This window comes from Stenotrophomonas maltophilia, from assembly GCF_001676385.1.
In the GTDB taxonomy this organism is placed as follows: domain Bacteria; phylum Pseudomonadota; class Gammaproteobacteria; order Xanthomonadales; family Xanthomonadaceae; genus Stenotrophomonas; species Stenotrophomonas maltophilia_J.
This window is the reverse complement of the sequence record NZ_LYVJ01000001.1, coordinates 229,422-248,584: the sequence shown is the minus strand read 5'-3', so window position 1 is coordinate 248,584 and position 19,163 is coordinate 229,422. Positions and strand designations below refer to the sequence as shown.

At 66.8% G+C, this 19,163-nt stretch carries 21 protein-coding genes; 9 read left to right on the top strand and 12 right to left on the bottom strand.

What is annotated here, in order from left to right; translation table 11 throughout:
* Positions 1 to 41 precede the first annotated feature (41 nt).
* Together sucB and lpdA are read left to right on the top strand one after the other, a co-directional pair.
* Entirely contained in the window at positions 42 to 1,244 is a 1,203-nt protein-coding gene (sucB, locus tag A9K58_RS01300; protein ID WP_065197607.1) for a dihydrolipoyllysine-residue succinyltransferase, read from the top strand.
* 63 nt (positions 1,245 to 1,307) lie between these two features.
* Entirely contained in the window at positions 1,308 to 2,744 is a 1,437-nt protein-coding gene (gene lpdA, locus A9K58_RS01295; RefSeq protein WP_065197606.1) for a dihydrolipoyl dehydrogenase, read from the top strand.
* A gap of 156 nt (positions 2,745 to 2,900) precedes the next feature.
* Here the strand turns inward: lpdA and A9K58_RS19775 are convergent, their stop codons facing one another.
* The 9 genes from A9K58_RS19775 to A9K58_RS01250 form a co-directional block, all read right to left on the bottom strand.
* The gene (locus tag A9K58_RS19775) at positions 2,901 to 3,149 is read right to left on the bottom strand and encodes a hypothetical protein (protein ID WP_065197605.1); all 249 of its coding nucleotides are present in this window, start codon (positions 3,147 to 3,149) and stop codon (positions 2,901 to 2,903) included.
* Positions 3,146 to 3,358 carry a hypothetical protein gene (locus A9K58_RS01285; protein WP_065197604.1) on the bottom strand — a complete coding sequence of 71 codons (213 nt, stop codon included), beginning with the start codon at positions 3,356 to 3,358 and terminating at the stop codon, positions 3,146 to 3,148. The genes A9K58_RS19775 and A9K58_RS01285 overlap by 4 nt, the downstream gene beginning before the upstream one ends.
* 263 nt (positions 3,359 to 3,621) lie before the next feature.
* A complete protein-coding gene (locus A9K58_RS01280; RefSeq protein ID WP_065197603.1) occupies positions 3,622 to 5,052 on the bottom strand; it encodes a replicative DNA helicase in 1,431 nt (476 codons plus the stop codon).
* Between the two features lie 346 nt (positions 5,053 to 5,398).
* Positions 5,399 to 5,959 carry an NADPH-dependent FMN reductase gene (locus A9K58_RS01275; RefSeq protein ID WP_065197602.1) on the bottom strand — a complete coding sequence of 187 codons (561 nt, stop codon included), beginning with the start codon at positions 5,957 to 5,959 and terminating at the stop codon, positions 5,399 to 5,401.
* Between the two features lie 65 nt (positions 5,960 to 6,024).
* Complete coding sequence (asnB, locus tag A9K58_RS01270) at positions 6,025 to 7,968, bottom strand: asparagine synthase (glutamine-hydrolyzing) (RefSeq protein ID WP_065197601.1); 1,944 nt, start codon at positions 7,966 to 7,968, stop codon at positions 6,025 to 6,027.
* Positions 7,969 to 7,971: 3 nt separating this feature from the next.
* Complete coding sequence (locus A9K58_RS01265) at positions 7,972 to 10,251, bottom strand: thiamine pyrophosphate-dependent enzyme (RefSeq protein ID WP_065197600.1); 2,280 nt, start codon at positions 10,249 to 10,251, stop codon at positions 7,972 to 7,974.
* Between the two features lie 62 nt (positions 10,252 to 10,313).
* On the bottom strand, positions 10,314 to 10,970 hold the full coding sequence (locus tag A9K58_RS01260) for a glutathione S-transferase family protein (protein ID WP_065197599.1): 657 nt from the start codon (positions 10,968 to 10,970) through the stop codon (positions 10,314 to 10,316).
* 156 nt (positions 10,971 to 11,126) lie between these two features.
* Positions 11,127 to 11,675, bottom strand: coding sequence for a GNAT family N-acetyltransferase (locus A9K58_RS01255; protein ID WP_065197598.1), 549 nt, complete (start codon positions 11,673 to 11,675; stop codon positions 11,127 to 11,129).
* Positions 11,676 to 11,803: 128 nt separating this feature from the next.
* Positions 11,804 to 12,643 (bottom strand): glycine zipper 2TM domain-containing protein, encoded by an 840-nt coding sequence (locus A9K58_RS01250; RefSeq protein ID WP_065197800.1) that lies wholly within the window; start codon positions 12,641 to 12,643, stop codon positions 11,804 to 11,806.
* A gap of 162 nt (positions 12,644 to 12,805) precedes the next feature.
* Between A9K58_RS01250 and A9K58_RS01245 the strand changes: the two genes are divergently transcribed.
* Together A9K58_RS01245 and A9K58_RS01240 are read left to right on the top strand one after the other, a co-directional pair.
* Positions 12,806 to 13,021 carry a DUF6116 family protein gene (locus tag A9K58_RS01245; protein ID WP_065197597.1) on the top strand — a complete coding sequence of 72 codons (216 nt, stop codon included), beginning with the start codon at positions 12,806 to 12,808 and terminating at the stop codon, positions 13,019 to 13,021.
* Entirely contained in the window at positions 13,018 to 13,791 is a 774-nt protein-coding gene (locus A9K58_RS01240) for a TatD family hydrolase (protein ID WP_065197596.1), read from the top strand. Before A9K58_RS01245 ends, A9K58_RS01240 begins: the two co-directional genes overlap by 4 nt.
* Positions 13,792 to 13,823: 32 nt before the next feature.
* Here the strand turns inward: A9K58_RS01240 and A9K58_RS01235 are convergent, their stop codons facing one another.
* Positions 13,824 to 14,648, bottom strand: a complete 825-nt coding sequence (locus A9K58_RS01235; protein ID WP_065197595.1) for a tRNA threonylcarbamoyladenosine dehydratase — start codon at positions 14,646 to 14,648, stop codon at positions 13,824 to 13,826.
* 79 nt (positions 14,649 to 14,727) lie between these two features.
* Here A9K58_RS01235 and A9K58_RS01230 point away from each other — a divergent pair, with 79 nt between their 5' ends.
* Together A9K58_RS01230 and A9K58_RS01225 are read left to right on the top strand one after the other, a co-directional pair.
* Entirely contained in the window at positions 14,728 to 15,162 is a 435-nt protein-coding gene (locus tag A9K58_RS01230; RefSeq protein ID WP_065197594.1) for a hypothetical protein, read from the top strand.
* 136 nt (positions 15,163 to 15,298) lie between these two features.
* Positions 15,299 to 15,793, top strand: a complete 495-nt coding sequence (locus A9K58_RS01225; RefSeq protein WP_065197593.1) for a glycine zipper 2TM domain-containing protein — start codon at positions 15,299 to 15,301, stop codon at positions 15,791 to 15,793.
* A 76-nt stretch (positions 15,794 to 15,869) separates the two neighbouring features.
* Here A9K58_RS01225 and A9K58_RS01220 read toward each other — a convergent pair whose 3' ends face one another.
* Positions 15,870 to 16,079 carry a cold-shock protein gene (locus A9K58_RS01220; RefSeq protein ID WP_065197592.1) on the bottom strand — a complete coding sequence of 70 codons (210 nt, stop codon included), beginning with the start codon at positions 16,077 to 16,079 and terminating at the stop codon, positions 15,870 to 15,872.
* A gap of 237 nt (positions 16,080 to 16,316) precedes the next feature.
* On the opposite strand from A9K58_RS01220, the gene A9K58_RS01215 reads away from it, so the two are divergent.
* From A9K58_RS01215 to arsC, 3 genes are all read left to right on the top strand, one after another.
* Complete coding sequence (locus A9K58_RS01215; protein ID WP_065197591.1) at positions 16,317 to 16,802, top strand: DUF456 domain-containing protein; 486 nt, start codon at positions 16,317 to 16,319, stop codon at positions 16,800 to 16,802.
* A 118-nt stretch (positions 16,803 to 16,920) separates the two neighbouring features.
* Positions 16,921 to 18,075 (top strand): phospholipase A, encoded by a 1,155-nt coding sequence (locus A9K58_RS01210; RefSeq protein WP_065197590.1) that lies wholly within the window; start codon positions 16,921 to 16,923, stop codon positions 18,073 to 18,075.
* Positions 18,075 to 18,416, top strand: a complete 342-nt coding sequence (gene arsC, locus A9K58_RS01205) for an arsenate reductase (glutaredoxin) (protein ID WP_065197589.1) — start codon at positions 18,075 to 18,077, stop codon at positions 18,414 to 18,416. The genes A9K58_RS01210 and arsC overlap by 1 nt, the downstream gene beginning before the upstream one ends.
* Before the next feature lie 71 nt (positions 18,417 to 18,487).
* Here arsC and A9K58_RS01200 read toward each other — a convergent pair whose 3' ends face one another.
* Entirely contained in the window at positions 18,488 to 19,123 is a 636-nt protein-coding gene (locus A9K58_RS01200) for a glutathione S-transferase family protein (protein WP_065197588.1), read from the bottom strand.
* Positions 19,124 to 19,163: the final 40 nt, after the last annotated feature.

Here is a 19,163-nt window from a genome sequence, read left to right as displayed (position 1 = left end):
CTTTCCTCCCCTATTTAGAAGACAAACCAGGAAGCTCCCGCATGGCCACCGAAGTCAAAGCCCCGGTACTGCCCGAATCCGTCGCCGACGGCACCATCGCCACCTGGCACAAGAAGGTGGGCGACGCCGTCAAGCGCGACGAAAACCTGCTTGACCTGGAAACCGACAAGGTCGTTCTGGAAGTGCCGTCGCCGGTCGATGGCGTGATCAAGGAAATCAAGTTCAAGGAAGGCGACACCGTCACCTCCAGCCAGGTCGTGGCGATCATCGAGGAAGGCGCAGTCGCTGCGGCCCCGGCTCCGGCGGCGGAAGCCGCTCCGGCAGCGGCCGCTGCCCCTGCCGCTGCCGCTCCGGCTGCAGCCGCGGCTCCGGCCCCGGCTGCCAAGTCGGCCGCCGACGCGCTGCCGCCGGGCGCCCGTTTCACCGCCATCACCGAAGGCGTGAACCCGGCCGACGTCGACGGCACCGGCCGTCGCGGCGCGGTGACCAAGGAAGACATCGTCAACTTCGCCCGCAACGGCGGCGCCGGCAAGGCCGGCGGTGCACGTCCGGAAGAGCGCGTGCCGATGACCCGCATCCGCAAGCGCATCGCCGAGCGCCTGATGGAGTCGAAGAACTCCACCGCGATGCTGACCACCTTCAACGAAGTGAACCTGTCCAAGGTCTCGGCGGCACGCAAGGAACTGCAGGACGAGTTCCAGAAGGCCCACGGCATCAAGCTCGGCTTCATGAGCTTCTTCGTCAAGGCCGCCGCCAACGCACTGCAGCGCTTCCCGCTGGTCAACGCCTCGATCGATGGCGATGACATCATCTACCACGGCTACTCGGACATCTCGATCGCCGTCTCGACCGAGAAGGGCCTGGTCACGCCGGTGCTGCGCAACGTCGAGCGCATGTCTTTCGCCGACATCGAGAAGGGCATCGCCGAGTACGCCAAGAAGGCACGTGACGGCAAGCTGAGCCTGGAAGAGCTGCAGGGCGGTACCTTCACCGTGACCAACGGCGGCACCTTCGGTTCGCTGCTGTCGACCCCGATCGTCAACCCGCCGCAGAGCGCCATCCTGGGCATGCATGCCATCAAGGAGCGCCCGATCGCCGAGAACGGCCAGGTCGTGATCGCGCCGATGATGTACCTGGCGCTGTCGTATGACCATCGCATCATCGACGGCAAGGATTCGGTGCAGTTCCTGGTGGACATCAAGAACCAGCTGGAAAATCCCGGCCGCATGCTGTTCGGCCTGTAACAGACCTCCCGCCCCTCCGCGCCTGCGCGGAGGGGTTCTGGTAATGCAACAAGGAATAATTCAATGGCTGAACAATTCGACGTCGTCGTCATCGGTGCCGGCCCGGCCGGTTACCACGCGGCCATCCGCGCCGCACAGCTGGGCCTGAAGACGGCCTGCATCGACGCAGCGCTGGGCAAGGACGGCAAGCCGGCACTGGGTGGCACCTGCCTGCGCGTGGGCTGCATCCCGTCCAAGGCGCTGCTGGATTCCTCGCGCCAGTACTGGAACATGGGCCACATCTTTGGCGAGCACGGCATCAGCTTCAAGGATGCCAAGATCGACGTCGAGGCGATGATTGGCCGCAAGGACAAGATCGTCAAGCAGTTCACCGGCGGCATCGCCATGCTGTTCAAGGCCAACAAGGTTGCCACCTACTACGGCTTCGGCCAGCTGCAGCCGGGCAACGTGGTCAAGGTGAAGCAGCACGACGGTTCGGAAGTCGAGCTGAAGGGCACCAATGTCATCATCGCGGCCGGTTCGGATTCGATCGAGCTGCCATTCGCCAAGTTCGACGGCGAGACCATCGTCGACAACGTCGGCGGCCTGGACTTCACCGAAGTGCCGAACCGCCTGGCCGTGATCGGCGCCGGCGTGATCGGCCTGGAGCTGGGCAGTGTGTGGAAGCGCCTGGGCGCTGACGTCACCATCCTCGAAGCCATGCCGGAATTCCTGGCCGCTGCCGACGCCGAAGTGGCCAAGACCGCCGCCAAGGAGTTCAAGAAGCAGGGCCTGGACATCAAGCTCAACGCCAAGGTCTCCAAGACCGAGGTCACCGGCAAGGGCAAGAAGAAGGAAGTCATCGTCACCTACACCGACGCTGAAGGCGAAAAGACCCTGACCGTGGACAAGCTGCTGGTGGCCGTGGGCCGTCGCGCGGCGACCAAGGGACTGCTGGCCGAAGGCACCGGCGTGAAGGTGAACGACCGCGGCCAGATCGAAGTCGATGCGCACTGCCACACCGGCGTCAACGGCGTGTGGGCGGTCGGCGACTGCGTGCGCGGCCCGATGCTGGCGCACAAGGGCTTCGAGGAAGGCATCGCGGTAGCAGAGCTGATCGCCGGCCTGCCGGGCCACGTCAACTTCGACACCATTCCGTGGGTCATCTACACCGAGCCGGAACTGGCCTGGGTCGGCAAGACCGAAGCCCAGCTGAAGGCCGAAGGCATTCCGTACAAGGCCGGCAGCTTCCCGTTCGCCGCCAACGGCCGTGCCGTGGCGATGATCGAACCGGCGGGCTTCGTGAAGATCCTGGCCCACGCCGAGACCGATCGCATCCTCGGCATGCATCTGGTCGGCGCCAACGTCTCCGAGCTGGTGCACGAAGGTGTGCTGACCATGGAGTTCAGCGGCTCCGCTGATGACCTCGCCCGCATCTGCCACGCCCATCCGTCACTTTCGGAAGTGATCCACGACGCGGCAATGGCGGTCAGCAAGCGCGCCATCCACAAGGCGAACTGATCGTTCGCTGGTAGTGCCGGCCGCTGGCCGGCATGGCTGGATACAGAAAACCCCGCCTCGGCGGGGTTTTTTGATGCCTATTCCGTGTGGAGCCGAACCAACGCTCGGCTGTCCGGTTGGCGGCCCTGGAACGTAGAGCCGAGCATTGGCTCGGCTCTACACCTTTCCAGCTGGCTTCTTCGGTGGATCCTCACAGACCCTGTGCTGCACAACCGTATCGCCGACCTTCCATTCCTTCGCGACCCTGCAGCGTTCCTTGGCTTTTGGCACGGAGACCGCCGCAGCATTCGCCTCGTCAGCCGCAGCGGTCTGCTGGCGCTCCAGCCACACCGAGGGTGGTGCCGGGGGTGCGGCCAGCACCGGGCCCGACAACAGGACCAGGCCGGCCAACAGCACCGCCCTCATGCCGCCAGCGGTCCGCCGCCAAGCAACCGCGCCGGCAGCATGAACAGCGCGCGCAGGAAGGCGAACAGCGCCGAGAAGGTGACGCCGACCAGGCGGAACGGCAGGCTCAGCAGCCACACGAACGGCCAGGCGATCAGGGCGAGGACGGCCAGCGGCCAGCACAGCACGAACAGCAGGCACCACACACCGAGCGCGAACAGGGTCTTCATCACGGTCTCCTTGTGGCGGCACCTTGCCGCCTGCGGACACCTTGGCGCCCTGCCCTTGCCGCGCGCAAACGGTCTGCGACGAAACCCGGCTGGGGGCGATGAAACCGATCCGGCGCCGGTGCAACGCCGAGCCCACGCTCGGCTGCGCTTCGTGGCGACCGCATGGAACCCGCGCTGCGCGCGGACGTTGGCCGCGGCTCCTGCCGCTGCCTTGGGCTCTGCAGCGCCTGATGGAGGTTGCCGGCCAGCGGCCGGCACTACCGTTACTCGAACGAACCGACCGAATCGTGGGCCAGATTGTCGAAACGGGTGTACTCGCCAAAGAACTTCAGCTTGCACGAACCGGTCGGGCCACCACGGTGCTTGCCGATGATGATCTCGGCCAGGCCCTTGTCCGGCGAGTTTTCCTTGTTGTAGTAGTCGTCGCGGTAGATGAACACGATCATGTCCGCGTCCTGCTCGATTGCGCCCGACTCGCGCAGATCGGCCATCACCGGGCGCTTGTCGGTGCGCGTTTCCAGCGAGCGGTTGAGCTGCGACAACGCGATCACCGGGACATTCAGTTCCTTGGCCAGGCCCTTCAGCGAACGCGATATCTCCGAGATTTCGGTCGCGCGGTTCTCGCTGTTGCCCGGCACGCTCATCAGCTGCAGGTAGTCGATCACGATCAGGCCAAGATCATGCTCGCGCTTCAGGCGACGGCACTTGGAGCGCAGCACCTCCGGCGACACGCCCGGGGTGTCGTCGATGAAGATCTTGGTTTCCTTCAGCATCTTGATCGCGCTGGTGACGCGGCTCCAGTCCTCGTCTTCCAGCTGGCCGGTCCGCAGGCGCTGCGCATTGATACGGCCATTGGAGGAAATCAGGCGCATGGCCAGCTGCGATGCCGACATTTCCATCGAGAACACTGCCACGCCCTTCTTCGACTTGATCGCCGCGTACTCGGCGATGTTCAGCGCGAAGGTGGTCTTGCCCATGGCCGGGCGCGCAGCCAGGATGATCAGATCGGTCGGCTGCAGGCCGGCGGTCATCGCATCGAAATCGCTGTAGCCGGTCGGCAGGCCGGTGATGTTGCCGCCGTTCTCGAAGCGGTTGCGCAGCTCCTCGAACGCGTCCTTCAGCGCACCAGGCATGGCCACGAAGTCGGTGCGGCCACGCGCGCCCTGCTCGGCGATGGCGAAAACGCTCTTTTCCGCAGCAGCCAGCAGTTCGCTGCTGTCGCGGCCCTCGGGCTGGAAACCGTCGTTGACGATGTCCGTGCCGACCTGGATCAGCTGCCGCAATACCGCCTTGTCCCGCACGATCTCGGCGTAGGCGGCAATGTTGGCCGCCGATGGCGTGGTGCTGGCCAGCTCGATCAGGTAGGCACCGTCACCGACCAGTTCCAGCTTGCCCTGCGATTCGAACCACTCGCCCAGGGTCACTGCATCGAACGGGCGATCGCGCTCGGACAACTCGCGGATCGCGCGATAGATCATCTGGTGGTCGCGGCGATAGAAGTCGCTCTCGGTCAACTGATCGTTGACCCGGTCGAATGCCTCCGGTGCCAGCATCAGGCCCCCCAGCACCGCCTGCTCGGCCTCCACCGAATGCGGCGGCACCCGCAACTGGTCGATGCGCGACTCGTCACGATCACGATCGAAGCCATCACCGCGCTCTCTGCGGTTGGAACGGAAGCCGGGACGAGCGGACATGCTGCGGTATTTCCTGCGAAAGTGGGCCGGACCAGTGTAGGCATGCACCGACCCCGGCGACCATGGACAAGCCTGTGGATAAGCCGTGGAGAAACGGGGGATATCCGCCGGCGCCTGGCCAGACTGGCGTGGGGGCGTCGCAATGCATGCGACGGGCGCCATTGCAGCACCCGAGCAGATCATTATTGCAGATCAGGCGGCCAGTTCGGATCCGGTGCAGCACACGCGTACTGATGCGCTCAGCGGGAAGTGGGGTCGGAGCCCGCGGCTGCGCGCCAGGATCCGACCCCGGGCGTGGTCAGGGTCGGATCCCTCTGCGACGCAGAGGGCCCTGACCCCGCAGGCGTCAATCGCCCTTGGCGTGCGCCGCGATCAACGCCAGGAACCGGTCCACGTAGCCCTGCAGGAACTTCTGCGTTCCTTCGTTATGGATCGTCCCGTCTGCGTCGATCAGGCCGTCCTTGAAATGGATGAACGCCTCGGGCTGGCCGAGCACGTGCATGTCCAGGAACGCCAGGCTGTTGCGCAGATGCTGCTGGGCCACGGCGGTGCCGATCTGGCCGATCGAGGCGCCGGTCACCGCCGCTGGCTTGCCGGCAAACGCACTGTCACCGTAGGGACGCGAGCCGATATCGATGGCGTTCTTGAGCACGCCCGGCACCGAGCGGTTGTATTCGGGAGTCACGAACAGGACAGCATCGGCCGCGCGCACCTGGTCCTTCAGCCGGGTGCCCTGGGCGGGATAGTGGCCGTCGAAGTCCTGGTCATACAACGGCAGATCGCCGATCTGCACGTACTGGAAGCGTGCGCGATCACCGGCGATCTTCTCCAGCGCATGGGCCAGCTTGCGGTTGCACGAGTCCTTGCGCAGGCTGCCGACGAACACGGCGATGGTGGGGACGGACATCGGGGCATGCTCCTCAGGATTGGGACGCCCAGCCTAGCCGCCGGGACCGTGCCGCGCGGTGAAGATCAGCTGCCCCTGACACCCGCACGCACCTGCCGCCAATGCGCCTGCCAGGCCTGGAACATCAGGACGTTCCAGAGGTGCGTATGCCATTTGCGCTGCCCGCCGAGGAACTGCTGCCACAACGGTTGCACCGCCGTCGCCGACAGCACGTCCTCGCGCTGCAGCCGCGCCGGCTGCAGCAGGTCCTCGGCCCAGGGCCGCAGATCGCCCTTCAACCAGTCACTGACCGGTGCGCCGAAGCCGCGCTTGGGGCGATGCACCATCGACGGCGGTGCGTAACGGCCCAGCACACGCTTGAGCAGGACTTTGCTGGTCGATTCACTGCGCTTGAAGTCCAGCGGCAGCGACCAGGCGAACTCGGCCACCCGCCAGTCCAGCAGTGGCGCGCGCGCCTCGAGGCTGACCGCCATCGAGGTGCGATCGACCTTGCACAGCAGGTCATCGGGCAGGTAGGTCACGTAATCGGCCAGCATCATCGCGTCGGCCGGGGTACCGGCACCGTGCAGCGGGTCGGCCAGGTCGTAGAAGCTGCCGGCCAACCGTGCGCCCGGTACCGCCGCCGCCGGGTCGCGCCAGCGCGAGATGCGGTTGCGGTACACATCGCCGATGCCACGCGCACCGGCTTCAGCCAGCAGCGCGGCCAGGCCGCCGGTCCGCGAGGCCTCGCCCTGCCGCTGCGAACGCGCGCCCATCCAGCGCCGCAGCGGCCCCGGCACACGGCCCAGCATCTGCCAGTTGCGCAGCGCACGCACATAGCGGGTGTAGCCGAAGAACAGCTCGTCCCCCCCATCACCGGACAGAGCCACGGTCACGCCCTGCCGTGCCAGCCGCGCAACCAGCGCGGTCGGCACCTGCGAGGCATCGGCGAACGGCTCATCGAACATCGCCGGCAGCTGCGGCACCACCGCCAGCGCATCGGCGCCGCTGACGTAGAGTTCGGTGTGGTCACAGCCCAGGTGCTCGGCCAGCTCCCGGGCCAGCGGGGCCTCGTCGTGCCCGGAACCGGTGAAACCGATGCTGAAGCTGTGCACCGGCTGCGCGCTCTGTGCCTGCATCAATGCCGCGACCAGCGAGGAATCGGTGCCACCCGACAGGAACACGCCGACCGGAACGTCGGCCACCATGCGCAGCGCGACCGCGTCGCGGAGCAGCCCGTCCAGCTGTTCTTCGGCCTCCTCGATGCGCCCCCGGAACGGCGCGGCCAGCGCCGCCTGCATGCGCGCGCGCGCGTCCCAGTATGGCCGCTGCGCCTGCTCCGGGCGATGTGCGGGCGCACCGGCAGCGACGGCCGCCGCATCCAGGCGCAGCACCCGGCCCGGCATCAGCTTGTAGCAGCGCTGGTGGATGCTGTGCGGCGCCGGGATGTAATCCAGCCGCAGCAGCAAGGTGAGCGCATCGCGGTCGATGTCGTTGTCGAACGCCGGGTGCTGCCAGAGCGCCTTCAGTTCCGAACCGAACACCAGCGTGTCACCGGCCCAGCCGTAGTACAGCGGCTTCTTGCCGACGCGGTCGCGGGCCAGCCACAGGCAACGCTCCTGGCGGTCCCACAGCGCGATGGCGAACATGCCGTTGCAGCGCTGCAGGGTGTCTTCCACGCCCCATTGCAGGATCGCCGCCAGCAGTACTTCGGTGTCGGAATGGCCGCGGAAGGCATGCCCCAGCGGCTCCAGTTCCTCGCGCAGGGCGGCGAAGTTGTAGACCTCGCCGTTGTAGGCCAACACATAACGGCCCCCGGCCGAAGCCATCGGCTGGTGTCCCAGCGGAGACAGGTCGAGGATGCTCAGGCGGCGATGTGCCAGCGCGATGCCGGCTTCGGCATCAACCCAGCTGCCGCCATCATCGGGCCCGCGGTGGTGCAGCGCCTGGCCCATGGCCAGGGCCTGCGCCTGCAGCGCCTCGGCCGACGCCAGCGGCGCCGGCAACAACATTCCCGCCAATCCACACATGCATCAGGGTTCCTGCGCCAGGTCGAGGGCGGCGCCAATCACCGCATTGTCGCTTGGAAGCCCGAACATTGCTGCCCCCGCCAGCGGCGTGTAGGTGTCGGCACCACAGACCCGGCGCAACGGCAGATGGCCGAACCCGGCCTCGACCAGCGCAGTGACCACGCCCTCGCCCACCCCGCCACTGGCTCGGCCCTCGTCCAGCACCAGCACACGCTGCGCGCTGGCCGCCTGCGCGGTGATGAAGCCGGCGTCCAGTGGCACCAGCCAGCGCAGGTCGACCACCCGCACCTGCCAGCCCAGCCGCTGCTCGATGCTCCTCGCCGCGCGCAGCGCCATCGGCACGCCGTTGCCATAGGTATAGACCACCAGGTCCCCGGCATCCGGTGCATAGACGCGGCCTTCGCCCGGTACCAGCGCCTGGCCCTGTGCGGGATAGTCGAACAGCCACTGGCCGTCACCCGCTTCGTGCAGGTCCTTGCTCATGTACAGCGCAATCGGTTCCAGGAACACCGCCACGCGCCCATCCACCTGTGCCAGTGCCGCCAGCGTGCGCAGCATCATCACCGCGTCGTCGCCGCGCGAGGGGCAGCCGACCACCAGTCCAGGGATGTCGCGCAGCGCGGTGATCGAGTTATCGTTGTGGAAATGGCCTCCGAAGCCCTTCTGGTAGCCCAGCCCGGCTACCCGCACCAGCATCGGGTTGCGGTACTGGTCGTTGGAGAAGAACTGCAGCGAGCAGGCTTCGCCACGCAGCTGGTCGATGGCGTTGTGCAGGTAGGCCAGGTACTGGATTTCCGGAATCGGCAGCATGCCCAGGTTGGCCAGGCCCTGCGCCATGCCCAGGATCATGGTTTCATCCAGCAGCGTGTTGAACACCCGGCGGGGGCCGAAGCGGCGCAGCAGGTCCCTGGTGACGGTGTAGACGCCGCCCTTCTGTGCCACGTCCTCGCCGAACAGCAGGCTCTGCGGATACTTCGCCAGCAGTTCCTGCAGGCCATGGTTGATCTGGATCGCGAGGTGGCGCGGCGCCTGCCGTTCCGGCAGGGCCTCCGCACCGCCATACAGCGCCTCGCGCGCATCGGCAGGCACCTCTCGCCGCGCTTCGGCCTGCACCGCAGCCGGCGTATAGGGCGCAAGGGGCGCCATCACCTCCTGCAGCGACTGTAGCTTCGGCCGCTCTTCGGCATCGGCGGCAGCCGCCATGCAACGCGCGCGCATCGTCTCGTAGGCCGCCTCGATCGCTGCCGCATCCATCCAGCCCGATTCCATCGCGATCTGCGCTGAGCGCAGCAGGGGATCCTGCGCCTCGGCCGCACACAGCTCGGGCAACGGGCGCCATTCCACTTCGAAGTCGGTGCCGGCGTGGCCCATCAGGCGCGTGGTGCGCAGGTGCAGGAAGGTCGGCCGCCGCGTACGCCGGCAATGCTCCACTGCGGCCTGGACCTGGGCATGCCCTGCGGCCAGGTCCAGGCCATCGGCGTAGAAGTAGTCCAGCCCCGGCTGGCGGCCGAAACGCCCGGCGATCCAGCCGTCCGGCGTCTTCACCGAAATGCCCAGACCGTTGTCTTCGCAAACGAACAGGATCGGTGCCGGCAACTTCTGGTAGGCCGACCACATCGCTGTGTTGAACGCGGTCTGCGCCGTGGCATGGTTGGCCGAGGCATCGCCGAACGAACACAACACGATGCTGTCGGCCGGAATGGGAAGCGCGTGGCCCAGCCGCTTGCCACTCTCGATGGCCAGCGCCGTACCCAGCGCTTTCGGCAGATGCGAGGCGATGGTCGAGGTCTGCGGCAGCACCCATAGCGGCTTGCTTCCCCAGACCTTGTGGCGGCCCCCGCTGGCTGGATCATCGGCACTGGCGGCGAATGAAAGCGCGGCATCGCGCAGCGGGTCGATCCCCGGCACCTGGCGCGAGCGCTCCGCCATGAAGGCACCGGAGCGATAGTGCAGGAACGCCGGGTCGGTATGCCGGCAGGCCCGCGCCAGCAGCGCGTTGCCCTCATGGCCGGACGAACCGATGGTGTAGAAGACCTTGTTCTGCACGCGCAGCACGCGCGCCATCAGGTCCAGCTGGCGGCTGGCCAGCTGCGAATCGAACAGTTCACCGAAGGCCGCAGCAGTGAGCGTGCTGCCCGGCAGGATCGGTGCATCCGCGGCGGGACGGGCGCGCGCGGTACCCCGCCAGCCTCGCACCGCCTCGAGGAAATTGGCGTCGCACACCTCGGCGCGGTTGAGCGCGCGCATGCGCATGGGAATCGGATCCGGGACCACAGCAAACATCGAACACCCTCCGTGTCGTTGTTGCATTCCGCCGGGCGCGGCCCGGCGCTACCCTGTGCGCATCACGCGGCGTCGAAACGCGCCCGCACCTCGGTGGTCACCGCCGGCATCGGTACGAACCGCGGTTGCGCACGCACCCGCTGCAACCAGGCACGCACTTCCGGGAACGGTTCCAGGCTGATGCCGCCCTCGTCCGCCACGTCGGTGTAGGCAAACAATGCGATGTCGGCGATGCCGTATCCGCTGCCGGTGAACCACTGGGCCTGGCGCAGGTGCTGCTCCATCACCGCCAGCGCCGTCGCAGCCCGCTCCTGCAGGCGCGGCAGCTCCGCCCGGCGCGGCGAATCCGCCGCGGTCCAGCCACGGATGAAGCGTGCCACGGCCACGCACGGCTCATGCGTGTACTGTTCGAAGAACATCCAGCTCAGCGCCTGCGCGCGCTCCCAGCCGTCGCTGGGCAGGTACGGGGTACCTTCGGCGAGCCAGAACAGGATCGCATTGGATTCGGTCAGCACGCGGCCATCGTCACGGACGATCAGCGGCACCTTGGCATTGGGATTGAGCGCCAGGAACTCCGGCGTGTGGGTCTGTCCATGGGCACTGTCCACTTCCACCCAGCGATAACGGCTGCCAAGCTGCTCAAGCAGCAGGCGAACCTTGTGGCAGTTGCCCGACACCGACATGCCGTGCACCGTCAACGGGACGCGCGCTTCCACCATTGCCTGCTCCATCAATTCCGGCCGGCGGCCAGGTCCGTGCAGTCTGGCAAGCGCGCAGTCGAATGCCAAGCGCGGATGCAGCATGACGGGCATGGTGTAGAGCCGAGCCCATGCTCGGCTGCTGTTCGCCAAATGCAGCCGAGCATGGGCTCGGCTCTACAACAGCGAACGGCGCTTCCGCCACTGCTCGCGCGACTGGCCCCAGATCTGCATCGGCTTGCCGCTGTAAGGGGGCGGCAACTCGCCCATCCGCAGCAGCGTGCTGCCAAGCTTGCGCGCGACCGCCCGCGAATTCTCATTGTCTTCGGCGATGGTATGGATCACTTCGTCCCACCCCAGTGTGTCAAAGGCCCAGTCCATCGCCGCGACCGCGGCCTCCGGTGCATAGCCCCTGCCCCAGCTTGCACTGCGGATACCCCAGCCAACCTCGGTACCCGGCCAGTCCTGTGGCTGCCAGGGCCCCATCCGCCCGACCCATTCGCCGCTGGACTTCTCGATCACGCTGAACATCGAAAAGCCGAACAGCTGCCAGGCCCCAGCCAGGCTGCAGAATCCACGCCAGGCCACCGAGGGCGCCTGCACGCCGCCCAGCGTCCGCATCGTAGTTTCGTCCGTGCAGAACGCCAGGTAGGGCTCATAGTCCCCGCGTTGCATCGGACGCAGGATCAGACGCTCGGTTTCCAGCCGCAGGTCGAAGATGCTCATGCCAGCTCCATGTCACGGGAAGGGACCATGATGAGGGATGCGCGCCTCCGGAGAGAAACCATTGCCGCCCGCAGACGCGAACGGGCCGGCAACTGCCGGCCCGTTCCGTACTGTGCGGTTCGCAGCGCTTACTGCCGTGTCGCCGCGGTGTCGGCAGCGGCGGCGGTCTGCGTGACGAGCTGGCCATCCACCACCGGCAGGCGGTCGCTGGCTGGCTTGTTGTCCATGCGCACGGTCTTCTCCGCACCATCGTAACGGTAGGTCACGTTGTAACCCCTGACGACGTCATTGGTGCCCATGGCGATGCGGCTGCCCGGCTTGCTGGCCATGCGCATCGTGCCGGTGGTGCCGTCCTCGTTGCGGTAGGTCACGTTATAACCGGTGACACGGCTCGACTCGGAGGTCGCGGTCTCGGTATGGCATTGACGCTCGGTACGATTGACCACGCGGCCACCGACGTGGCGCTTGTCGATCTGGTTGCCGATGAAGCCACCGGCCACCGCGCCGGCCGCCGTGGCGGCCTTCTTGCCATTGCCGCCACCGACCTGGTTGCCGAGCAGGCCACCGACCACCGCGCCAACCACGGTGCCGCCGACGTTGCCATCACGCTCCGGCAGGCGTTCCTGGACCGTCACGTCCTCGCAGACCTCGTGCGGGGTCTGGGTGGTCGAGGTCTCGCGCACCGCATCGGTGCCGATCACGGTGGCATAGGCCTTCTGCTTCTCGGTGATCGGCTCGACCTTCAGCACGTCGGCGTACTCCAGGCCACGCGGCGCGGTCGGGTCGAGCCCGTCGCCGCGCGCACCATCATCACCGGCGCCGTCGACCAGGCGCGATTCACCGTTGGGGGTTCCGGCGCTGATCGAATCGGGCGACGCGTCGCCGCTCTTCATGAACGCGGCGGTGGCGATGCCACCGACCAGCAGCGCGCCCGCTGCGACCAGGACAGTTGTAGTTGTGCTTTTCATGACCTGCTCCTTGCGGACCATCCGCAACGTTCTCGGGCCAGATTGCAGCATGCGCTGCCTGAACGGAATCTCCACATTTCCTGCTCATTCCTGTAACCCATTCAGCATCGGGAAATGCTGGGCCCGTGGTAGCGTTTGCATATTCCCGAGGAGGACTCCGCCATGGCCAACCCGATGCTGCTTCCGGTACTGCAATGGGCACGCCGGCTGCGCTACCCCACCCTGTTCAAGCTCACCGCCGGCCTGTTCGCACTGACCCTGTTCGTACCGGACCCGATTCCGTTCATCGATGAACTGGTGCTGGGCTTCGGCACCTTGCTGCTGGCCAGCTGGAAGAGCCGCAATGCCGCCACATCGCCGCCGCTGGAGCAGCGTTGAACGTGCTGGTCGACAGCCACTGCCATCTGGACGCGGGCGAGTTCGACAGCGACCGTGCTGCCGTGGTCGAACGCGCACGGGCGGTCGGGGTGGCGCTGCAGGTGGTACCGGCGGTCACCGCCGCCAGCTGGCCGAAGCTGCGCGAGGTCTGCCGGCAGGCACCGGGGTTGCACCCGGCGTACGGCCTGCACCCGATGTTCCTGCGCGAGCACCGGTCCACGCACCTGCCACTGCTTCGCGAGTGGATCGAGCGCGAGCGCCCCTGCGCGGTCGGCGAGTGCGGGCTGGATTTCTTCGTCGAAGGGCTGGATGCCGAAGCCCAGCAGGCGTACTTCATTGGCCAGCTGGAGCTGGCCCGTGAATTCGACCTGCCGGTCATCGTGCATGCGCGGCGCGCCGTGGATGCGGTGATCACCGCCATCCGCCGCATCAGTGGCCTGCGCGGCGTCGTGCACAGCTTCTCCGGCAGCCCGGAACAGGCTGCGCAGCTGCACAAGCAGGGCTTCCTGCTTGGCATCGGCGGCCCGTTGACCTACCCGCGCGCGCAGCGCCTGCAGCGTCTGGTCCGCAGCATGCCGCTGGAACAGCTGCTGCTGGAGACCGACGCCCCGGACCAGCCCGACGCCGGTATCCGAGGCCAGCGCAACGAACCATCGCGGCTGGCCGCCATCGCCCGCCATGTGGCTGCGCTGCGCGCGATGGAGCCGGACGCCGTGGCCCAAGCCACCACGGAGAACGCACGCCGCCTGTTCGCGCTGCCGGCCCCGTGAGCGCAAGTGCCGACCTTGGTCGGCAGGATCCATCAGGCCTCGCTGGCCTCGACCACTTCGGCTCCCGCCTTCTTCGGCTGCAGCAGCATTTCCAGCGCCTTGCCCGCCGCCGCAAAGGCGAATGCGCCGGTAATGTGGGTTGCGGCGCCCAGGCCCGCGCCGCAGTCCAGCTTCAGCGCCGCATCAGCGCCCAGATCCGGCCGGATGCCGCAGACGCTGCCATCGGCCTGCGGGTACTTCACGTTCTCCAGCGAGTACACGGCCGGGACACCGAAATAGCGCTTGGCGTTCTTCGGGAAATTGAACTCGCTGCGCAGCTTCTTGCGGATCAGCGCCAGCATGGCATCGTGTTCGGTGCGCGAAACGTCGCGGATGCGGACCAGCGTCGGATCCGTGCGGCCGCCCGCAGCGCCCACGGTCAGCAGCGGCAGCTTGCGCCGGCGGCACCAGGCGATTGTCTCGACCTTGACCCGGAAGCTGTCGCAGGCGTCGACGACCAGATCGAATCCGCGGTCGAGCAGTTCGGCCATGTTCGATACAGTCAGGAATGCCGGCACCGCGTCGACCTCGATGCCCGGATTGATCGCACGGCAGCGCTCGGCCATGGCCTCCGCCTTGTTGCGGCCGTAGTTGCCTTCCATCGCCGGCAGCTGCCGGTTGGTGTTGGATACGCAGATGTCATCGGCATCGATCAGGGTCAGGTGACCGACCGCCGAACGCGCCAGCGCCTCCACCACCCACGAGCCGACGCCGCCCATGCCTACCACTGCCACCCGGCTGCCCTGCAGGCGCTCGAGCGCGCCGACGCCATACAGCCGTTCGATGCCGGCGAAGCGTTGTTTGACCTGTTCGTTCATTGGCCTATTTTAGCCTGCGGGCACCGGCCCCTACAGTGCGCCGGCATCGAACCCATCGTTGCACGCCCGGAGAGCCGCAATGAATGCCAGCCCGCGCCACCGCCTGTCGACGGCCCATCGCTACCTGTTCGTGCTGTGCCTGGGCCTGTTGATCGGCCTGGTCGCTACAGTGATGGTGGGCCGCGCCCTGCAGGCCCGTCGCGATCCGTTTCCGGGCAGCCTGATGCAGGTCATGCAGCGCCAGTCGCAGCTGCTGCAGCAGGCCCGGCAGCAGAACCGCTGCAGCCTCGCTGACAGCGTGCCGCGGCTGCAGGCACTGCGCCTGCTGTCGAACGACCTGGACCTGGCCTTTCCCGGGTTGAAGGACAGCGCGCGGTTCCAGCAGCATGCCAGCCAGCTGCGCGGCCACCTCAACGCCGCGCTGGCCACGCCGCCCAGTGACTGCAGCGCCCTGGCACAGGTGGCGGAAACACTGCAGGCCGACTGCCGCGCCTGCCACCAGGACTTCCGCTGAGCTGCATTCATCCTGCAGCCGGGCTACGCACGCGCGGTTGGCACCTTGTTCACGATCAAAAGGGGACGATTCGTCCACCCTGCTGCATGACGCAGTACCCCTAAACGCACCCGCCTTCACGGCCAGGAGACGCCCCATGAAGATCCAGCTGATTGCCGCCAGCGCTATCGCCACCCTCGCCCTGGCAGGCTGTGCCACCTCGCCCGGTTACGGTGGCGGTGGCTACAACAATGGCTACAACAGCGGCGGCTATGGCAATGACGGCGGATACAACCAGGGCCGCTGCGCCGACTGTGGCATCGTCACCCGCATCAGCGTCGTGCCGTCGGGCCGCACTGCCCCCAGCGCCACCGGCGCGATCCTCGGTGGCATCGTCGGCGCCGTGGCGGGCCACGAAATCTCCGACCACACCGGCGGCAGCCGTGGCAACAAGAACATCGCCGCCGCCGCGGGTGCGGTCGGTGGCGCCCTGGCTGGCAACCAGATCCAGAAGAACGTGACCAGCGATACCTATGACATCAGCGTTCGCATGGACGATGGCCGCACCATCGTGGTCAACCAGCGCGATCTCGGCGGCATCCGCGAGAACACCTACGTGCGTGTCGTCAATGGCAAGGTGATCCTGCGCTGACCTGCCGCCGACCGGCCGCAGGAAAAGAAGAAGGCCCGCATGCGCGGGCCTTCTTCATGTGACGACAGCAGCGCGATCAGACCGGCTGCACGGCGTCGGCCTGCAGGCCCTTCTGGCCCTGCACGACGGTGAAGGTGACCTTCTGGCCTTCCTTCAGGCTCTTGAAGCCCTGGGTCTGGATGGCACGGAAGTGCACGAACACGTCTTCGCCGTTCTCACGGCTGATGAAGCCAAACCCCTTTGCGTCGTTGAACCACTTGACGGTACCGCTCTCGCGATCAGACATCTCACTAACTCCCTGGTGACTCTCTCTTGTTGTTGGAAACGCCTGTTGGGCGGCTGACAAGCAAGGGGGAAGCGAGGTGCATCGATGCAGCGGATCGGGAAGATCTTGCTTCATCAGGCCACGATCCACGGTGACCTTGCCAAGCTCAGCGACTGCAACTTAACCCGCCAAAAACGAAAAAGCAACTGGCAAAATCCTTCACTGTCAACCCCCAAAAATGCAACCATACGGATCAGCATGGGCCTCTCATTCATCTTGTATCTGCTAGCGGTCATTTTTGTCCTCATCGGAATCGCCGGCATCTTCCTCCCGGCGTTGCCCGGCATCCCGCTGGTGTTCGTTGGGCTGCTGCTGGCAGCATGGGCCGATGGCTTCGCCCATATCGGCTGGCCGACCCTGGTGGCACTGGGCGGACTGACCCTGCTCTCGCTGGTGGTCGACATCCTGGCCACCGTGGTCGGCGCGCAGCGGGTCGGAGCCAGCCGCAAGGCGCTGTGGGGGACGTTTGCCGGCAGCATCGCCGGCCTGTTCTTCATGCCCATCGGCCTGTTCGCCGGGCCACTGCTTGGCGCCCTGGCCGGCGAATACTGGCATACGCGCGAGCTCGGCCGTTCAACCAGAGTGGGCTTCGCTACCTGGCTGGGCATCCTGCTCGGGCTGGCGCTGAAGCTGGCGCTGGTGATCGCGATGCTGGGCCTGTTCGCGTTCGCCTGGTTCTTCTGAGCCACGGCGCCTTCACGCCGCACGCACGCTATGGCCGTGCATAAACCGTGGGGCTGGCCGCGATCCGGTACAGCCGCCACACTGTGCTATTCCCGTATTCATCGAAGGGCCTGCTGCAATGACCCTCCCCATGCCGTTTCCCCGTTTGGCGCCGCTGGCGCTTGCCCTGGCCAGCGCCCCCCTGGCCGCGCAGGAGTTCGCGCCCAGCGCCGACACCTCACCCGCTGCGTGCGCGGCGATCACCACCGATGCCGCCCGCCTGGCCTGCTATGACCGCCTGTTCGGGCGCACGCCGGAGGCCACCGCGGCTGCCGATGCCGCCGCCGAAGCGGCTGCGCAGGCGCGCCGCGACGAACGTGAGAGCGCACGCTTGAGCCAGGGCGAGGAAAAGCTGCGCGAACGCGTCAGCGACCTGTTCCGCCCGGCGGCGCCGGACAGCGCGCTGGCCAACGCCGGCCGCGGCTCGCTGCTGGACAGCCGCTGGGAGCTGGCCGAGGACTCCAAGCTGGGCCCGTTCCAGCTGCGCGCGTACAAGCCGGTGTACCTGCTGCCCGCGTTCTGGACCAGCGACCGCAACGCCATGCCGCACTCGCCGAACCCGGCCAACACCGTGACTACCCCGCAGGTGCTGGACAGTGCCGAGCTGAAGTTCCAGATCAGCTTCAAGACCAAGATCGCCGAGAACCTGTTCGGCGACAACGGCGACATCTGGGCCGGTTATACCCAGAGTTCGCGCTGGCAGGCCTACAACAGCGAGGATTCGCGCCCGTTCCGCGAAACCAATTACGAACCGGAAGTGATGATGGTGTTCCGCAACGGCTATTCGATCGCTGGCTGGCGCGGACGCATGACCGGCATCAGCCTCAACCACCAGTCCAATGGCCGCGCCGACCCACTGTCGCGCAGCTGGAACCGGGTGATGCTCAACATCGGCCTGGACCGCGAGAACTGGGCACTGGTCCTGCGCCCGTGGTACCGCATTCCGGAAACCCGCAGCGATGACAACAACCCGGACATCGAGGATTACATGGGCCGTGGCGACGCGACCCTGACCTGGAACCGCAATGGCCATGAGGTCTCGCTGATGGCGCGTCACTCGCTGCGCACGGGCAGCCGCTCGCACGGTGCGCTGCAGCTGGATTACGGCTTCCCTATCAGCAACCTGCTGCGCGGCCACGTGCAGGTCTTCGATGGCTATGGCGAGAGCCTGATCGATTACAACCACAAGGCCACCTACGTCGGCGTGGGCGTATCGCTGCTGGAGTGGTTCTGATGGAGGTGACGATCTGGCACAACCCTGCCTGCAGCAATTCGCGCGGTGCGCTGCAGCTGATCCGCGACGCGGGCATCGAGCCGGTGGTGATCGACTATCTGGGCAATCCTCCGGACGTGGCAACGCTGCGCCAGGTGCTGGCCGAGTCGGGATTGAGCGCGCAGGACCTGGTGCGCAGCAAGGAAGCGCAGTTCGCCGAACTGGGCCTGGATGGCGCCGGCGAAACGGCGCTGCTGGCCGCAATGGCCGGGCACCCGCGGCTGATCAATCGCCCGGTGGTGCGCACGCCCAAGGGCACCCGCCTGTGCCGCCCGCCGGAAACCGTGCTCGAGATCCTGTAACGGAAAAGGGGACGGAGGGGATTAAGTCGTTTGTGCACAAACGACTTAATCCCCTCCGTCCCCTTTTCTGGTTACCGCCAGTCGGTGATGCCCTCGCGGCGGTACACCTCGGCGAACGCCGGGCGTGCCTTCATCGAGGTGGCATGGGCCTTGAGCACCGGCCAGGTGTCGCTGGGCCTGGGCATGTTGCGCGACCAGCGCATCAGCATCACCAGCATGTAGTCGGCCACGCAGGGCGAGGTGCCGAGCAGGTACGGGCCATGTGCCTGCAGGTGCGTGGACGCCTGCTGCCAGGCCGCTTCCAGGCGCTGCCGCGCGTACTCCCGGCTGGCCACCACATTCTCCTCACCCGCCATTTCGTGCGGATAGAACCAGGCCCGATAGGCCGGCTGCAGCGTATTGGCGCACCAGAACATCCAGCGATAGGCATCACCACGCTCGGGCGTGCCCAGCGCCGGCAGCAGGCCGGCCTCCGGATGGCGATCGGCCAGGTACAGCGCGATCGCCGCCGCTTCGGTCAGGACCAGCCCATCGATCAGCAGCGTCGGCACCACACCGGCGGGGTTCAGCGCCAGGTACTCCGCCGACTTGTGCTCGCGCGTGTCGAAATCCAGCAGCACCAGTTCATGCTCGATGCCGAGCTCGATCAGCAGCCAGTGCACCACCAGGGCGGCAGTGCTGGTCGAACCATACAGCGTGGTGCTCATGCGACGGATCCTGTGCGGGTGGACCGGCCGATTATGCGCC

Bases quoted from the DNA above. Each gene is read 5' to 3' on its own strand.
- sucB (WP_065197607.1), top strand. From the start codon at position 42: ATGGCCACCGAAGTCAAAGCCCCGGTACTGCCCGAATCCGTCGCCGAC.
- lpdA (WP_065197606.1), top strand. From the start codon at position 1,308: ATGGCTGAACAATTCGACGTCGTCGTCATCGGTGCCGGCCCGGCCGGT.
- A9K58_RS19775 (WP_065197605.1), bottom strand. From the start codon at position 3,149: ATGAGGGCGGTGCTGTTGGCCGGCCTGGTCCTGTTGTCGGGCCCGGTG.
- A9K58_RS01285 (WP_065197604.1), bottom strand. From the start codon at position 3,358: ATGAAGACCCTGTTCGCGCTCGGTGTGTGGTGCCTGCTGTTCGTGCTG.
- A9K58_RS01280 (WP_065197603.1), bottom strand. From the start codon at position 5,052: ATGTCCGCTCGTCCCGGCTTCCGTTCCAACCGCAGAGAGCGCGGTGAT.
- A9K58_RS01275 (WP_065197602.1), bottom strand. From the start codon at position 5,959: ATGTCCGTCCCCACCATCGCCGTGTTCGTCGGCAGCCTGCGCAAGGAC.
- asnB (WP_065197601.1), bottom strand. From the start codon at position 7,968: ATGTGTGGATTGGCGGGAATGTTGTTGCCGGCGCCGCTGGCGTCGGCC.
- A9K58_RS01265 (WP_065197600.1), bottom strand. From the start codon at position 10,251: ATGTTTGCTGTGGTCCCGGATCCGATTCCCATGCGCATGCGCGCGCTC.
- A9K58_RS01260 (WP_065197599.1), bottom strand. From the start codon at position 10,970: ATGGTGGAAGCGCGCGTCCCGTTGACGGTGCACGGCATGTCGGTGTCG.
- A9K58_RS01255 (WP_065197598.1), bottom strand. From the start codon at position 11,675: ATGAGCATCTTCGACCTGCGGCTGGAAACCGAGCGTCTGATCCTGCGT.
- A9K58_RS01250 (WP_065197800.1), bottom strand. From the start codon at position 12,643: ATGAAAAGCACAACTACAACTGTCCTGGTCGCAGCGGGCGCGCTGCTG.
- A9K58_RS01245 (WP_065197597.1), top strand. From the start codon at position 12,806: ATGGCCAACCCGATGCTGCTTCCGGTACTGCAATGGGCACGCCGGCTG.
- A9K58_RS01235 (WP_065197595.1), bottom strand. From the start codon at position 14,648: ATGAACGAACAGGTCAAACAACGCTTCGCCGGCATCGAACGGCTGTAT.
- A9K58_RS01230 (WP_065197594.1), top strand. From the start codon at position 14,728: ATGAATGCCAGCCCGCGCCACCGCCTGTCGACGGCCCATCGCTACCTG.
- A9K58_RS01225 (WP_065197593.1), top strand. From the start codon at position 15,299: ATGAAGATCCAGCTGATTGCCGCCAGCGCTATCGCCACCCTCGCCCTG.
- A9K58_RS01220 (WP_065197592.1), bottom strand. From the start codon at position 16,079: ATGTCTGATCGCGAGAGCGGTACCGTCAAGTGGTTCAACGACGCAAAG.
- A9K58_RS01215 (WP_065197591.1), top strand. From the start codon at position 16,317: ATGGGCCTCTCATTCATCTTGTATCTGCTAGCGGTCATTTTTGTCCTC.
- A9K58_RS01210 (WP_065197590.1), top strand. From the start codon at position 16,921: ATGACCCTCCCCATGCCGTTTCCCCGTTTGGCGCCGCTGGCGCTTGCC.
- arsC (WP_065197589.1), top strand. From the start codon at position 18,075: ATGGAGGTGACGATCTGGCACAACCCTGCCTGCAGCAATTCGCGCGGT.
- A9K58_RS01200 (WP_065197588.1), bottom strand. From the start codon at position 19,123: ATGAGCACCACGCTGTATGGTTCGACCAGCACTGCCGCCCTGGTGGTG.